At 69.7% G+C, this 14,092-nt stretch carries 15 protein-coding genes; 1 reads left to right on the plus strand and 14 read right to left on the minus strand.

Features of this window, described 5'->3' with window-relative positions; all coding sequences use genetic code 11:
* Positions 1–4: 4 nt before the first annotated feature.
* Together NGK70_RS18100 and NGK70_RS18105 are read right to left on the minus strand one after the other, a co-directional pair.
* Entirely contained in the window at positions 5–565 is a 561-nt protein-coding gene (locus NGK70_RS18100; protein ID WP_251969883.1) for an SRPBCC family protein, read from the minus strand.
* A gap of 8 nt (positions 566–573) precedes the next feature.
* The gene (locus NGK70_RS18105; RefSeq protein WP_251969884.1) at positions 574–1,527 is read right to left on the minus strand and encodes a YncE family protein; all 954 of its coding nucleotides are present in this window, start codon (positions 1,525–1,527) and stop codon (positions 574–576) included.
* A 15-nt stretch (positions 1,528–1,542) separates the two neighbouring features.
* On the opposite strand from NGK70_RS18105, the gene NGK70_RS18110 reads away from it, so the two are divergent.
* Positions 1,543–2,136 (plus strand): DUF3280 domain-containing protein, encoded by a 594-nt coding sequence (locus tag NGK70_RS18110; protein ID WP_251969885.1) that lies wholly within the window; start codon positions 1,543–1,545, stop codon positions 2,134–2,136.
* A gap of 28 nt (positions 2,137–2,164) precedes the next feature.
* On the opposite strand, the gene NGK70_RS18115 is transcribed toward NGK70_RS18110, so the two are convergent.
* The 12 genes from NGK70_RS18115 to NGK70_RS18170 all read right to left on the minus strand — a co-directional run bounded on the left by NGK70_RS18115 (position 2,165) and on the right by NGK70_RS18170 (position 14,073).
* Positions 2,165–3,049 (minus strand): quinoprotein dehydrogenase-associated SoxYZ-like carrier, encoded by an 885-nt coding sequence (locus tag NGK70_RS18115; protein ID WP_251969886.1) that lies wholly within the window; start codon positions 3,047–3,049, stop codon positions 2,165–2,167.
* Positions 3,050–3,098: 49 nt separating this feature from the next.
* Positions 3,099–3,515: a hypothetical protein gene (locus NGK70_RS18120; protein WP_251969887.1), complete on the minus strand. Its 417-nt coding sequence runs from the start codon at positions 3,513–3,515 to the stop codon at positions 3,099–3,101.
* 36 nt (positions 3,516–3,551) lie between these two features.
* Positions 3,552–4,331, minus strand: coding sequence for a hypothetical protein (locus tag NGK70_RS18125; RefSeq protein ID WP_251969888.1), 780 nt, complete (start codon positions 4,329–4,331; stop codon positions 3,552–3,554).
* Between the two features lie 19 nt (positions 4,332–4,350).
* A complete protein-coding gene (locus tag NGK70_RS18130) occupies positions 4,351–5,220 on the minus strand; it encodes a substrate-binding domain-containing protein (protein ID WP_251969889.1) in 870 nt (289 codons plus the stop codon).
* Complete coding sequence (locus NGK70_RS18135) at positions 5,220–5,576, minus strand: c-type cytochrome (RefSeq protein ID WP_251973822.1); 357 nt, start codon at positions 5,574–5,576, stop codon at positions 5,220–5,222. Before NGK70_RS18135 ends, NGK70_RS18130 begins: the two co-directional genes overlap by 1 nt.
* A 314-nt stretch (positions 5,577–5,890) precedes the next feature.
* Positions 5,891–7,663, minus strand: coding sequence for a PQQ-dependent ethylene glycol dehydrogenase XoxF (xoxF, locus tag NGK70_RS18140; protein WP_251969890.1), 1,773 nt, complete (start codon positions 7,661–7,663; stop codon positions 5,891–5,893).
* 521 nt (positions 7,664–8,184) lie between these two features.
* Positions 8,185–8,574: a 4a-hydroxytetrahydrobiopterin dehydratase gene (locus tag NGK70_RS18145; protein ID WP_251969891.1), complete on the minus strand. Its 390-nt coding sequence runs from the start codon at positions 8,572–8,574 to the stop codon at positions 8,185–8,187.
* 124 nt (positions 8,575–8,698) lie between these two features.
* Complete coding sequence (locus NGK70_RS18150) at positions 8,699–9,694, minus strand: 2-hydroxyacid dehydrogenase (RefSeq protein WP_251973823.1); 996 nt, start codon at positions 9,692–9,694, stop codon at positions 8,699–8,701.
* A 23-nt stretch (positions 9,695–9,717) separates the two neighbouring features.
* The gene (locus tag NGK70_RS18155) at positions 9,718–11,139 is read right to left on the minus strand and encodes a sodium:proton antiporter (protein ID WP_428985531.1); all 1,422 of its coding nucleotides are present in this window, start codon (positions 11,137–11,139) and stop codon (positions 9,718–9,720) included.
* 43 nt (positions 11,140–11,182) lie between these two features.
* Positions 11,183–11,890 carry a nitroreductase gene (locus NGK70_RS18160; RefSeq protein ID WP_251969892.1) on the minus strand — a complete coding sequence of 236 codons (708 nt, stop codon included), beginning with the start codon at positions 11,888–11,890 and terminating at the stop codon, positions 11,183–11,185.
* A gap of 31 nt (positions 11,891–11,921) precedes the next feature.
* Positions 11,922–12,911, minus strand: coding sequence for a histone deacetylase family protein (locus tag NGK70_RS18165; RefSeq protein ID WP_251969893.1), 990 nt, complete (start codon positions 12,909–12,911; stop codon positions 11,922–11,924).
* A 34-nt stretch (positions 12,912–12,945) separates the two neighbouring features.
* Positions 12,946–14,073 (minus strand): OmpA family protein, encoded by a 1,128-nt coding sequence (locus tag NGK70_RS18170; protein ID WP_251969894.1) that lies wholly within the window; start codon positions 14,071–14,073, stop codon positions 12,946–12,948.
* Positions 14,074–14,092 lie beyond the last annotated feature (19 nt).

The following is a 14,092-nucleotide window of genomic DNA, read 5'->3' on the forward strand; positions in this document are numbered from 1 at the left end:
ACGCCTAGCGGCCCTCAGCCAGCTTTTTCAGGTTGGCCAGCCCGCTCTGGTAGACGCCGGTCACGGCACGCACCGCGGCCTCGTCGTTCTGGTCCGGTGGCGGGTCGTTGTTCGGAAAACCGCGGTAGAAGGCACCGCGCCACTCGACCTGGCTCTTGCTGGCGTCGCCGGTCACGCGGATCGTCGAGGTGTAGTTGGTCACCGGCAGCGCGCCGCCGTTCTTGGCGCGGTAGCTGTACTTCATTTGCGCGGCGTCGTAGGACTCCAGCGTCTCGACCAGCTCGCCGCCGCCCTTGATCTTCACCAGCCGCACCGAGCCGACCTCGTTGCCCTTGTCGGCCGGGCTGTCCACGACGGCGGGGTGCCAGTCCTTCAGCGCCGCATAGGAGGCGATCAGCGACCAGACCTTGGCGGCCGGGGCATCGATGGCGATGGTCTCGACCGCCTTCTGGCGCGTCGGGCCGTGGGCGGCGACGGGGGGTGCGAAGGTCGCCAACGCGACCGCCGTGGCCGCGACCAGGGCACCGGCTGCCAACGGGAAAAGTGGGAGGGTTCGTCGTCTCATGCTGCTCCTCATGGGGTCGGGGAAATCAGGGGGGCCGCGATGAAGGCGCCGAAGCCGCGCGGGTTGCGCCCCACGGGAATGTCGGCCAGGCGCCGCCCGCTGGCGGCGTCGAGCACGCTGACGCTGTCGTCCATCCAGTTGACGACGTAGACCCACTCGCCGTGCGCCGCGACGCCCTCGGGGTAGCCGAAGCCCTCCAGCGTCGTGCGCAACGCCAGCGTCTGTGCATCGAACACGCTCACCGAGTCGGCGTGCTGGTTGGTGACGTAGAGCAGCCGCCCGCCGTCGGCCAGCGCGGCACCGTAGGGCGCTCGGCCGGTGGGCCGGGTGGCGATGACGCGGCGGCTGGCGGTGTCGATCACGCTCAGGTCGTCGCTCTCGACGTTGAGCACGTACAGGCGCTGGCGCGGCGTGTCCAGCAGCAGGGCAAAGGGATGCGTGCCCACGCCGATGCGCGCCAGCACCGCCTGCGTGGCCACGTCGACCAGCGCGACACGGTCCTCGTCGCGCTCGGCCACCCAGGCGGCAGAGCCATCCGGCAGCGCCGCCACACCGGCGGGCGCGCGGCCCAGCGGCACCTGGGCGATCTGGGCCCGGCCGGCCGTGTCGTAGACGCGCAGGCGCTGGCCGAACCAGTCGGCCACGAAGAGCCGCCGGCCATCGGCGCTGGCGTCCAGCCCCACCGCGCCCTGCCCGGCCGCAAAGCTGCCCCGCGGCTGCTGCGTGAGCATGTCGATCACCGTGACAGTGTGTGCCGCGGCGTTCGCCACGTAGACCTCGCCCCGCGCGCCGGCCGCCACCACGCCGGCGGGGGAGGCGCCCACCGCCGCCGTGGCCACCACGCGCTGGGCGGCCAGGTCGATCACGCTGACGTCGTGGCTGCCCTGGTTGGTGATGTAGGCGAAGGGCGCGCCCATCGCTGCCGGGCCCGCGGCTTGCAGCAGGAAGGCGATCGACCCCACTGCGAGGAAACGCCCATGCCCAACCCGGCCCCCCATTCCGCCCAGGCGCTGGCGCGCCGCCGCCTCATCACCGCCCTGCCGCTGGGCATCGTCGCCCCAGCGCTGTGGGCGCAGGCCGATCCATCGGGCCCACCGGCACTGGCCTTCGTCGGCTTCGAACTGATCGACGACCAGCCCGACCCGGCCCGTCTGCCGGTGCACCAGGCCCGTCTGGCGCAGGTCAGCCGCCAGATGGCCGACGGGCTGGCCGAGCGGGGGCTGTACCGCGTGGTCGACCTGGCGGCGCGGCCCACCGCGCAGCAGGCCCTGCAGCGCGCGCGCGCCGAGAACGAGTACCTGCACCGCTGCAACGGCTGCCTGGCGGGCATCGGCGCGGCGGCCAGCGCACCGCTGGTGGGGGTGGGCTGGGTGCAGCGCGTCAGCAACCTGATCCTGAACCTCAACCTGGCGGTCTGGGCCGTCGACCCCGCCGGAGGCGAGGACCGCATGACGCTGACCAAGTCGGTGGACATCCGCGGCGACAACGACGAGTCCTGGCGCCGTGGCGTGGCCTACATGCTGCGCGACATGGCGGAGCGGCGCGCGCGCCAGCCGCGCTACGGGCTGTGAGTCGACGAGGTGACCCGTTGCGGTCATCTCAGCGTGAACCCGGCCAATCCGCACTGCCGCTGAAGCGGCGCTCGCGCGTGTCGACCACCTCGGCGCGCAGGGGCTCGGTGCCGCGAGGCACGAAGTGCAGCCGCAGGCTGGGGTTTTCGCTGAGCGCGAAGTCCAGGTCGGCCGCCAGCAGCAGCCGCTCGCCCTGCCAGAGCCGCGCGCTGCGCACGTAGTGCGCGGGGGTGTACTGGCGGGTGAGCTGGTTCATCGCCATGCCGGAGTGGTTGGGGTGCTGCACGGTCCAGTCCAGCGTCGCGGGTTCCCCCGCTGCACCCGTGCCGGCCGGCGTAGCTGCAGGGGCCGGCGTGATGCGAAAGAGCATGCGCCCCATCGCCGCGGCCTGCTGGGCCTCGTCGCCGCCAGCCGGGGCGGAGCAGCCGCCCGCGGCCTTGACGAATCGCAGCGCCATCCACAGGCGCCCGTCGGCGGTCTCGCCGATCACGCGCACGAAGCTGTACTCGTCGACGCGCACGCGGGTTTCGAGGTCGGGCAGCGCGCCGTCGGGCGGCAGATCGAACATCGCAGCGATCGGCGAGGGGTTCTGGTCGATCACCAGCGTCAGCCGGCGCAGGGCGTCACGGCCCAGCCCCGCACTGGCGATGCCGATGGCGCTGCGCATCGCCACGGGCACGAAGGCCGGGTCGGGCGCGCGGGCCGGCGCACTCAGCGCGAGGCGATCGGCCGCGGCCAGCTCGATGGGCCGCTCACCCCAGAGCGAGGCCCGCACGGCCTGCCAGCGCGGGCTGGTCTCGGGCTGGTCGCTGCGGGGCACCTGGGCCCGGCTGGCCCCGGGCAGCGCGACTGCACCGGCCCACAGCAGCCCCGGCAGGGCTCGGCGGCGCAGGGAAGGCAGGTGGTCAGGCATGGGGGGGCTCGCGATCGGGGCGCGATTCAGAGAATGATTCAGGGGCAGGTCAGGGCGTGACGAAGCAGGCCTTCTTCACCTTGGCCTGCAGGGCGCGGTAGCGCCGCACCCCCACCTGCAGCGACTCGGTCTCGCGGATGTAGGCGCCCCGCTCGCCACCGATGCTGCTGGCGTTGGCGGCGGTCGACATGTCGACGTAGTCGTTGAACGGCACCTCCTGGGCGAGGCGGTCCAGCGCGCAGGCGCACTTGTTGACCATCTCGTAGTGCGGCCCGGGGTGGCTGCGCATGCACTCCTGCACGTAGAGCACACGGTCCACCGTGGGGTAGCCGTCCAGGTGCGTGGCGGGTGCGGCAGGGGATTCAGACAAGGCAGCACAGCCCGACAAGGCGGCCAGCGCCACGGCCAGCGCCCCCGTACGGACGACGGCACGGCGGGCAGTGCGAAAAACGGTGGCGACGGTCATGGGGGAACAGGTTCGGGGCAAACGGGCTCGGGACAATCAACGCAGGGCAGAGGTGACCCGGGTGGCGGCGGCAGCGCCGTCGATCAGCAGCTCTTCCTCGATCAGCGGTGCAGCAGCCCCCTTCTCGCCCGCTTCAGCCGGCACGACGCTGCGGATCGAGACCACCGCGCCGGCCACCGCGTCCGACAGCACGAAGGTGTATTGCTTGCGCACGAAGCGCTCGAACTTCGCCCGGTTGGGGTCGTCCAGGTAGGGCTCGATGCGGATCTCGCGGGCCGCCACCGCCCGGCCGCGGTAGGTGACGGTCACGTCGCGCACGCTGGCCGACTGGTACAGCGCCATGCGGATGCGCTTGCGGAAGTAGGTGATCGAGCCCTTGGTGCGCGCCTTCATGTCGCGGATGTCGTGCTCCAGGAAGTACAGCGTCACCGGGTTGCCCTCAGCCTGCTCGATGTCGGGCAGCGACACCCGGCGCGCGCCACTGAGGAACTCGCCGCTGGCGGTGCAGCAGGCGTTGCCCGCCGCGGGGCGCTGCAGGCGGATGCTCACCCGGTCCTCGAAGCCCTCCTCCAGCGAGCCGCTCTTGCGGAAGCGGTACTGCAGCGTCGCCGGGGCCTTGACCAGGCCGAACTGCGGGCTCATCAGCAGCAGGCGCTCGGCGGTCGAGAAGTCCTTGGCTGCCGGCTCGGCAGGCGGCGCCAGCGGCGCGGCCGGCTGATCGATGGCCTGGGCGCCGACCACCGCAGGCAGCACCGCGAGGAGCGCCGCCAACACGGCACCCGAAACCAGGAACGAGGTCCTACGCATTGCAGTCATCACAGCTCCATGGCCTCGGTCAGCGCAGCGGCGCCCCGGCGTCGTCCACCAGCGGCACGCGGTACTCGCGCAGCACCGCCTGGATCTCGTCGCGGCGGCTGTCGAGCAGCTGCTCGACCTGCTGCTTCCACTCGCGCTCGCCGTGGCGCACGCCCATCGCCATCGCGTAGTCGAACCTCACGCCCGGCTCGGAGCGCATTGGCAGCACCTGCAGCAGGGGCTCCTTGACGCGCTTGGCGAAGAAGCCAGCGATCGGCCCCCAGACGATGGCCGCGTCGATCTTGCCGGCGGCCAGCTCGGTCTCCAACAGCTGTCCGGGGTACTGCGCCGGGTCGGGGCTCATCATCAGGTAGGGCACACCCTGGTCGACCAGCCCATGTTTTGCCAGCCAGGCCGAGGCCGGCGTGCGGTCGAACAGGCCGATGCGCAGCTTCTTCAGCTGCTCGGGCGGCAGCGCCAGGAAGTCATCGACCGACTTCACGGCGTCCAGCCCCCGCCCCTGCGCATACACGAGTGCGTAGGTGGAGCGATAGTAGGGCTTGGTGACCGACACCTGGTCGAAGCCCACTGGCACGCCCATCACGATGTCGCAGGGGTAGTCCTCGCCGGGCAGCTTGTAGCGCAGGGTGTTGCGGATGAAGGCCATGCGCGCCGGGAAGGAGTAGTAGGTCACCGGCAGGCCCATGGCACGGCCGAAGACCTCGGCCAGCCGGTTCTCGATGCCCTCGGCGGCCAGGTTGGAGAAGGGCAGGTTGTTCGGGTCCTGGCACACGCGCAGGGCCCGGCGGGCGTCGCCGTCCTGGGCCGATGCGGCCAGCGACAACGCCGCAGCACCTGCCAGGCCCACCAGGAAACGCAGCGTTGCGACGAACCGGCGCGGGATCATCATCACTTGGCCTCTTCCACCTTCGAGCGGGTGATCGCCCCATCGGAGCGACCCTTGAGGTAGGCATAGAGGTGGTCGATGTTGTCCATCACGACCGGGCTGGCGCCAAAGCTCTGCATGCCCTTGTCGAGCCGGCCATCGCGCACCGTCTTGACGAACTCATCCTTGGTCAGCACCTTCAGACTGTTGACCAGCGAGGGGCCGACCATGCCCTCCTGGTTGGCGCCGTGGCAGCGGTCGCAGGCGGCCTGGCGCCAGGTGCGGAAGCCCTTCATCGTGTTGGCATCCACCTTGTAGCCGTCCACCACCGTGTACAGCGGGGTTTCGACCTTGTTTTGCGCCGAGACGCCGGACGCCATTGCGGCCAGGACCAGGGGCAGGACCAGGGTGGCAGATCTCATGTCTTCCGGTCTTTCCGAAACAGTAGGTGGGTGAATCAGGAGGCAGTGGCCAGCGCCCAGGGCGCATAGCCACTGCATCGGTCGTCGATCGGTGGCGGTGACACGCTGGCCTCACAGCGGACAACGTCACGCGCCGTGGCCGGGCCGTCGGGGTTCACCCTGGAGCCCGGGTAAGCCCCCGCCTGCACGGGGGCCGGAACACAGGGAGGCCGAGGCACGAGGCCGAGCGGGACCATCGGGCCGGGCGACGCACAGCCCGGCCCTCAGGACGCTCAGTTCGGCAGTGCAAACACGGTCAGGGAACCACCCAGCTCGGTGTACTGGCTCAGCTCCTTGTAGCCGCCCACCGCACCCAGGCCGTCCTGGTCCTTCTCCAGGCCAGCGGCCATGCCGATGCCGGCCCAGCCACCGATGCCCGAGAACACGCCCAGGTACTGCTTGCCCTTGTGCTCATAGGTGAACACGTTGCCGATGATCCCGGAGGGCGTCTTGAACTTGAACAACTCCTTCTTGATGTCGTTCTTGTCCACGCACTTCAGGTAGCCCTCCAGCGTGCCGTAGCAGCTCAGCCCGCCCGCGGTGTTGAGCGAGCCGCTCCACACCGAGAACTTCTCGGCCTTGGACTGCACGATCTTGCCAGCGCTGGCATCCCAGGTGATGTAGTTGCCCATGCCACCATGGCTGTTCGGCGCGGGGAACATCGACAGGGTGGCGCCCACGTAGGGCTGGCCGGCGGTGTACTCGACCTTGAACGGCTCGTAGTCCATGCAGACGTGGTTGGTCGGCACGTAGAAGAGCTTGGTCTCGGGGTCGAACGACGCCGGCTGCTGGTCCTTGGAGCCCAGCGCGGCCGGGCAGATGCCCTTGGTGTTGACGTCCGGGCCGTTCTGCGCGGTCGAGTACTGCTTGACCACCTGCGGGCGACCGGTCTTCATGTCCACGTGCGTGGCCCAGTTCACCTTCGGGTCGTACTTCTCGGCCACCAGCAGGGCACCGTTGGTGCGGTCCATGGTGTACGCGAAGCCGTTGCGGTCAAAGTGCACCAGCGCCTTGGTCGGACGGCCCTTGACGTTGATGTCGGCCAGGATCATCTCGTTGATGCCGTCGAAGTCCCACTCGTCGTAGGGCGTCATCTGGTAGACCCAGTTGACCTTGCCCGAGTCGACGTCACGCGACCAGATCGACATCGTCCACTTGTTGTCGCCGGGGCGCTGGGCCGGGTTCCAGGTGGAGGGGTTGCCGGTGCCGTAGAACACCGCATTCAGGCCCTTGTCATAGCTGTACCAGCCCCAGGTGGTGCCGCCGCCGATCTTCCACTGGTCACCCTGCCAGGTCTTGAGCGAGCTGTCACGGCCCACCGGGGTGACCTTGCCGTCGGCCCAGGTGGTGGTCCTGTCGGGGTCGATCAGCATCTCGGCGTCGGGGCCGACCGAGTAGCCCTTCCAGACCTGCTTGCCGGAGTTGATGTCGTAGGCCGCCAGGAAGCCGCGCACGCCCCACTCGCCGCCGGAGATGCCGGTGATCACCTTGTCCTTGAAGACGTGCGGCGCATTGGTGTTGACCGCGCCCAGCTTCGGGTCGCCGTTCTTGACCGACCAGATCACCTTGCCCGTCTTGGCATCCAGCGCCACCAGGTTGGAGTCCGCCTGCTGCAGGAACACCTTGCCCTCGGCATAAGCCAGGCCGCGGTTCACCGTGTCGCAGCACATCTGCGGGATCACGGCCGGATCCTGCTTGGGCTCGTACTTCCACTTGATCTTCTGCGTGTCGAGGTCGATCGCGAAGACCTTGTTCGGGAAGGGCGAGTGCAGGAACATGGTCCCGTCGATCACCAGCGGCGAACCTTCATGGCCGCGCAGCACGCCGGTCGAGAACGTCCAGGCCACCTGCATCTTGCCGACGTTGCCCTTGTTGATCTGCTTGAGCTTGCTGTAACGCTGGTTGTACATGTCACCAGCCTGCATCGCCCAGTTGTTCGCGTTGGCGATGTTCTTCTCGACGTCGGCATTGGCCAGGGCCAGCGCCGGTACGCCCAGGAGTGCCATGCCTGCGCTGCCGATCAGCCAACGACTCTTTGCACGACTTGCACGAGCTGCTTTTTTCACGGATGTGTCTCCTTGCTCACAGGTGGTCTTCGGACGTGGGAGGGACCCTGAGGCCGCCGGCAACCACCGTAACTCGGCGCGTCCCGCTCACCCTGCTGTGAACTGCAACTCGTGTGCCCGCGCCGGGAAGCGTTCCCGACCACAGGGCCGGTGAACGGGGCGCTCACCATGTTCCGCGCCGACCCGCAGGCGTGAAAACCCTTGTTTTTGCCCTCCCGATCGGCTGCCCGGGACCCGACGTGGCCGCGCAGCTCTGCTGCAGCGCGTGAGAACCGGCCGGTCTGCCACCGGGCGTGGGTGGAACCTAGGGAAAGACCGGAGAGCGGATCGGGTGGTCGATGCCGGTCGCACTCGCTATGGGCCGGCCCCGGGGCGGGGTGCCGCCGCAGGCTTCCTCAGTTTCGGGACAGAGTGTTCCGAGCCACTGTGCAACGCCTGTGCAGGCGTCGCACGGGAAGCCGTCAGTCGGGCTTGATGTACCGGAATCGCGGGTCGTCCGGCGGCCCCGGCAGCGCTGAGCCAGGTTCATCCCCCGGGCGCCAGAGCACGACCTCATCGATCTTGCGCGCCAGCGCGAAATCCTTCTCCGTGATGCCGCGCGCTGCATGGTTCATCAGCTTGACGGTCACGAAGGCGTACGACACCACCAGGTCCGGGTGATGCCACGCCGCCTCGGCCAGGTGGCCGATGGCGTTCACCACCATGAGTGTCCCCTTCCAGCCGTGGGTGCGGTACTTGCGCCGGATCCAGCCGTCCTCGAAGGTCCATGCGGGCAGCTCTGCCGACAGCCGCTGAACCACCTCATCGGGCGGAATGACCTCGTCGGCCTCACGTTTGCGCCAGGTCGTCATGTGAACCACCTCCTGCGCCCGGCCGGCCGCAGGCGCCCAGTGCGCCACGCACGGCCGGGAACCGCAGGGTGATTGGGCCCCAGGGAGACTCACCTGACGGGCGAGGGGTCTTGCGACCGAACAATCAACCGCGCGGCAGGACCTCAGGGTTCAGCACCGTGGGCGGCGCGCCTCCGGTCAGCGCGGCGATGAGGTTGTCCGCGGCAAGGTTCGCCATGGCCAGGCGGGTGGGCCGGCTGGCGCTGCCGATGTGCGGCAGCAGCACGACGTTGGGCAGCTCCAGCAGCGCAGGATGCAGCGCCGGCTCGTTCTCGTAGACGTCAAGGCCAGCCGCGGCGATCACGCCCTGGCGCAGCGCCACGGCCAGCGCCGCATCGTCGACGATGCCGCCGCGCGCGATGTTGGTCAGCGTGGCGGTGGGCTTCATCTCGGCCAGCTCGGCCGCGCCGATGGCGTGGTGGCTGGCCGGCGAGTAAGGCAGCACGAGCACGAGGTGGTCGGCCTCGCGCAGCAGCTCCAGCTTGCTGACCCAGCGCGCGCCCAGCGGTGCCTCCTGGTCGTCCGGCAGGCGCGAGCGGTTGTGATAGACCACCTTCATGCCGAAGCCCAACGCGCCGCGGCGGGCAATCGCCTGGCCGATGCGGCCCATGCCGAGGATGCCCAGCGTGGCGCCGAACACGTCCTGGCCGCAGAACTGGTCGACGCTCCAGCGCGTCCACTCGCCGCGGCGCAGCGAGCGCTCGGCCTCGCTCATGCGGCGGGCGGCAGCCATCATCAGCGCGAAGCCGAGGTCGGCCGTGGTCTCGGTCAGCACGTCGGGCGCGTTGCTCACCAGCACGCCGCGCGCCGTGCAGGCGGCCACGTCGATGTTGTTGTAGCCCACCGCCAACGTGCAGACGGCACGAAGGTCCGGGCAGGCGTCGAGCAGCGCGGCGTCGATGCGCTCACCGGTGGTGATGAACGCGCCGGCGCAGCCCTGCAGCCGCTCGATCAGCTGCGCGCGGCTCCAGGCATCGTCGTCGTCGTTGCTGCACACATCGAAGTGCAGTCGCAGCCGAGCCACCACCTCGGGGAAGACCTGGCGGGCCACCAACACCCGCGGCACGGTGACAGGGGACATGGCGTTCATGGCAGTCATCGCGGTCAGCGGAACCAGATCAGCGTCATCAACCCGAACAGCGGGATCAGCAGCACCGCGCTCCAGGCCATGTAGCCAAAGAAGCTGGGCATCTTCACGCCACGTTCCTCGGCAATCGCCTTGACCATCAGGTTGGGGGCATTGCCGATGTAGCTGTTGGCACCCATGAAGACCGAGCCGGCGGACACGGCGGCCAGCACCGGCGCGAGCGTGGTCATCATGACCGCCGGATCACCGCCAGCGAGGTTGAAGAACACCAGGTAGGTCGGCGCGTTGTCCAGGAAGGACGACAGCAGCCCCGAGGCCCAGAAGTACATCGCCGGGATCGGCTGGCCATCCAGTGCGGTCACCAGCTGCACCACCGGCGCGAAGGCGCCCGCCGTGCCGGCCTTGAGCATCGCCAGCACGGGCGTGATGGTGATGAAGATGCCCGCGAAGAGCTTGGCCACCTCGGCCATGGGCGCCCAGCTGAACTCGTTTTGCTGACGGGCACGCACGGGCGTGAGGTACAGCGACAGGCCGATGATGACCAGCAGGGCGGCGTCGCGCAGCAGCTGTTCCAGTCCCACCGGGGTGCCGGCGATGTCGTAGGAGACGCCCGGTTTCCAGGTGCCGGACATGAGCACCAGCGCCACGATGCCCAGCAGGAACAGGAAGTTGACCTTGCCCTCCATGCCGAAGCTGGGTGTATCCGGGGTCGGGTCGATCTTCTCGACCCCTTCACGGCGGTAGTACCAGGTGTCGACGAGGAAGAACAAAGCCAGCAGCGCACCGATCAGGAACAGCGTTTCAGGGAAGAGATTGCGCAGGGTCCAGGTGAACTCCACGCCCTTCAGGAAGCCCAGGAACAGCGGCGGGTCGCCCAGCGGCGTGAGCGAGCCCCCGGCATTGCTCACGATGAAGATGAAGAACACGACCACGTGGGCGTTGTGGCGCCGGTTGTCGTTGGCACGGATGAGGGGGCGGATCATCAACATCGACGCGCCGGTGGTGCCCATGAAGCTGGCCAGCACCGCGCCAATGGCCATCAGCAGGCTGTTGAAGGCCGGGCTGCCATGGAAGTTGCCCCGGATGTAGATCCCCCCCGCCACGGTGAACAGCGCCGTGAGCAGGACGATGAAGGGGATGTACTCGGCCACCAGGGCGTGCACCAGGCCAGCACCGGCCACGGCGGGGCCGAAGAGGGCCGCAAAGGGCAGCAGGAAGGCCAGCGACCAGGCCGCGGTGATCTTGCCGTAGTGGTGGTGCCATATGAAGGGCGCCAGCAGCGGGAACAGCGCGATCGACAGCAACACGCCGGCAAAGGGCAGGCTCCACCAGCCCGCGAGGCGGGCACCGTCGATATCGGCGGCCTGCGCAGCCAGTGGCAGCAGCGTGAAGGCAGCGGCGCCCAGCAGGCGGGCAGCACGGGAACGAGACAGCAGCAAGGTACGCACCTCGGTCGTGGTTCTGTCGGGGCTCGGGTGCGATTCAGCCATGGAACTGGGTGAAGCCGGCCACCGGCTCACGATCGGTGACCAGCGTGTTCTCGACCGCGTCCGGATCGGCCCAGCCGAGTGCCATGCCGCAGACCACCATCTGGTTGGGCGGCAGCTGCAGCTGCTCGGCGATCAGCCGGTGGTACTGGGTGAAGGCCGCCTGCGGGCAGGTGTCCAGGCCACGGGCACGCGCGGCGACCATGATGTTCTGCAGGAACATGCCGTAGTCCAGCCAGGAGCCCTGCGCCATCACGCGGTCGATCGTGAAGATCAGACCCACCGGCGCGCCGAAGAAGCTGTAGTTGCGCCCGTGCTGCGCGTGCATGCGCGCCCGGTCGGCCTTGCCGATGCCCAGCAGGCCGTAGAGGTCCCAGCCGACCTTGCGGCGCCGGTCGATGAAGGGCGACTGCCACTGCGTCGGGTAATAGGGGTATTCCTCGCTGTGCTGGGCGGCCTCGGCCGGGTCGTTGTGCGCGGCGGTGATGCGTTCGCTGAAGGCGCGCAGCGCCTCGCCGGTCAGCACGTGCACCTGCCAGGGCTGGGTGTTGGTGCCCGAGGGCGCACGGGCGGACACCTGCAGGATCGCCTCGATGGTCTCGCGCGGCACCGGCCGGTCGAGGTAGGCGCGCATCGAGTGGCGCGACGTGATGGCGGCATCGACCGCGGCGGTGTCGGCGGGGCTGGGAGCGGAACGGGTCATCGGCGGCTGGGCGTGAGAGTCAGACGGTGCATTATTCCCGCTCGGCGGCTCCAACCGGGCCGGGGTTTGCCTGCGCATGGCGCTGCGCCGCGCAGGCCTGCCAGCCGGCCAGGGCGATCTCCACGGTCTGCAACTGCACGGCCACGGTGTCCTCGATGCGCTCGCCGTAGCCGCCACCCATCGTCAGCACCAGCGGGATGCGGCGCTCCTGCGCGGCCGCCAGCACGCGCCGGTCGCGCTCGGCCACGCCCGCGGGCGTGAGCGCCAGGCGCCCGAGCCGGTCGGTGGCCAGCACGTCGGCTCCGGCCTGGTAGAAGATCAGCCCGGGCGGGCCACCGTGCCGCACGTCGTGGTCGGCCCACAGGCGCGCCAGCGCCGCATCCAGCGCGCCGAGGTAGTCGGCATCGCCGCAGCCATCAGGCAGGTCCACGTCCAGGTCGCCGGCCACCTTGCGGAAGGGGAAGTTCTTCGCGCCATGCAGCGACAGGGTGTAGACGCTGGGGTCGTCGGCAAAGATCGCCGCGGTGCCGTTGCCCTGGTGCACGTCCAGGTCGATCACCGCCACGGGCAGGGCGCCGCGACCGGCACGGAAGTACTCGGCCTGTATCAGCCGCGCCGCCACCGCGATGTCGTTGAAGACGCAGAAGCCGCCCCCGGCCGCGGCGCTGGCGTGGTGGGTGCCCCCCGCCAGGTTGGCCGCCACGCCCTCACGGAGCGCGGCACGGGCGGCCTGGATCGTGGCGCCCACCGAGCGGCGCGCGCGCTCGGCCATGCCGGGCGACCAGGGAAAGCCGATCTCGCGCAGCTGGGCCGGCGTCAGCCAGCCTTCGAGCACCGCGGCGATGTACTCGGGCGCATGGACCAGCGCCAGCTCGCCCTCGCTGGCCGGCTCGGCTGCGCGCAACTGCAGCTGCGGCAGCTGCTGCGCCACCGCCTCGCGCAGCAGCCGGTACTTGTCCATCGGAAACCGGTGGCCCGGCGGCAGCACAGGCACCGTGTGGTCGGCATGGAAGGCGCGCATGGCGGGATTGTCCCCGCCAGCGTGGCGTCCAGCGTCAGCGCTTCACGCCCGTGATGCCGATCTCCACGCGGCGGTTCGGCTGCAGGCAGTCGGTGAGCTGCGGGGTCTGGCGCTGGCCGGGGCACTGCACCACCGGGTCGGCGGAGCCCTTTCCCGCAGCGGTGATCTTCGTGGTGACACCCTTGCGCTCCAGGTAGGCCTTGATCACGTCGGCGCGGTCCTGCGACAGCTGGGCGTTGTAGGCCTCGGTGCCCAGGCGGTCGGTGTAGCCGACGAGCTCGATCTGGTCGACGCGCTCGTACACCTTGTTCAGCCGCGTCACGAGCTGGTCGAGCTGGCCACGCCCGCCGGGCAGCAGGTCGGCCTCGCTGCGGCGGTCGAAGGCGAAGAGCACGCTGGCGCCGAGGATGATGGTCTCCTTCACCACCGGCGGCGGGGGCGGCACCGGGGCAGGCGGCGGGGGAGGAGGTGGTGGTGCCGGCGGCTCGGCACGACGGCCCGCGCCGGTCTCGAAGTCGAGCGGATCGGGCTGGTCGCAGCTCAGTGCGCCCGCGCTGGCGGCACCCACCAGGTCCTCGGCGATCTGCACGTAGGGCTTGGCGTGCCGCCAGCCCTGCTGGTTCTGCTCGTTGCCGGCGTGCACCAGTTCCACCTCGGCGCAGGCCACCTGCTGCTGCACGCAGGCCCAGCCGGCACCCTTCTTCAGCGCGCCGGTGGTGGTCCAGAGGTCGTCACGCAGCTTGAGCGCATCGTTGACCAGCGGCGTCTGGAAGGCAGGGTTGGCCGCATCCCGCGGATTGGCGCCGCTGGCCAGGTAGCTGGTGATGGCCTCGGACTGCCTCAGCGCCTCCTGCGGGAAGGCCGAGCGGTCGTTGCGGGTGTACTCGTGGAAGCTCACGTCCAGCCAGCACTGCGCCTTGGCGATGCTGTAGCTGCGCAGCGGCTGCTTGCCCGTGGCGTTGAGCGCACGGATCGCCTCCTGCTGCTTCTGGTAGCCCTGGTGATCGGCGGCCACGCTGCCGTCGGTCTGGCTGCCGCGGTTCGAGAGGTCGGCCGCCCCCGCGGCCGCTGTCAGGCCTGCGGCGGTCAGTCCGAGCAGGACGGCCCTGCGGACCAGGGTGGGCCGCAGGGAGAAGGAAGAAGTGGCGTCGAGGAGTCGCATGGTGAGGGATTCCGGGTCG

The organism is Sphaerotilus microaerophilus (assembly GCF_023734135.1).
Lineage (GTDB): Bacteria > Pseudomonadota > Gammaproteobacteria > Burkholderiales > Burkholderiaceae_C > Sphaerotilus > Sphaerotilus microaerophilus.

Coding starts and splice junctions, on each gene's coding strand:
- NGK70_RS18100 (WP_251969883.1), bottom strand. CDS start 565: ATGAGACGACGAACCCTCCCACTTTTCCCGTTGGCAGCCGGTGCCCTG.
- NGK70_RS18110 (WP_251969885.1), top strand. CDS start 1,543: ATGCCCAACCCGGCCCCCCATTCCGCCCAGGCGCTGGCGCGCCGCCGC.
- NGK70_RS18115 (WP_251969886.1), bottom strand. CDS start 3,049: ATGCCTGACCACCTGCCTTCCCTGCGCCGCCGAGCCCTGCCGGGGCTG.
- NGK70_RS18120 (WP_251969887.1), bottom strand. CDS start 3,515: ATGACCGTCGCCACCGTTTTTCGCACTGCCCGCCGTGCCGTCGTCCGT.
- NGK70_RS18125 (WP_251969888.1), bottom strand. CDS start 4,331: ATGACTGCAATGCGTAGGACCTCGTTCCTGGTTTCGGGTGCCGTGTTG.
- NGK70_RS18130 (WP_251969889.1), bottom strand. CDS start 5,220: ATGATGATCCCGCGCCGGTTCGTCGCAACGCTGCGTTTCCTGGTGGGC.
- NGK70_RS18135 (WP_251973822.1), bottom strand. CDS start 5,576: ATGGCGTCCGGCGTCTCGGCGCAAAACAAGGTCGAAACCCCGCTGTAC.
- xoxF (WP_251969890.1), bottom strand. CDS start 7,663: ATGGCACTCCTGGGCGTACCGGCGCTGGCCCTGGCCAATGCCGACGTC.
- NGK70_RS18145 (WP_251969891.1), bottom strand. CDS start 8,574: ATGACGACCTGGCGCAAACGTGAGGCCGACGAGGTCATTCCGCCCGAT.
- NGK70_RS18150 (WP_251973823.1), bottom strand. CDS start 9,694: ATGTCCCCTGTCACCGTGCCGCGGGTGTTGGTGGCCCGCCAGGTCTTC.
- NGK70_RS18160 (WP_251969892.1), bottom strand. CDS start 11,890: ATGACCCGTTCCGCTCCCAGCCCCGCCGACACCGCCGCGGTCGATGCC.
- NGK70_RS18165 (WP_251969893.1), bottom strand. CDS start 12,911: ATGCGCGCCTTCCATGCCGACCACACGGTGCCTGTGCTGCCGCCGGGC.
- NGK70_RS18170 (WP_251969894.1), bottom strand. CDS start 14,073: ATGCGACTCCTCGACGCCACTTCTTCCTTCTCCCTGCGGCCCACCCTG.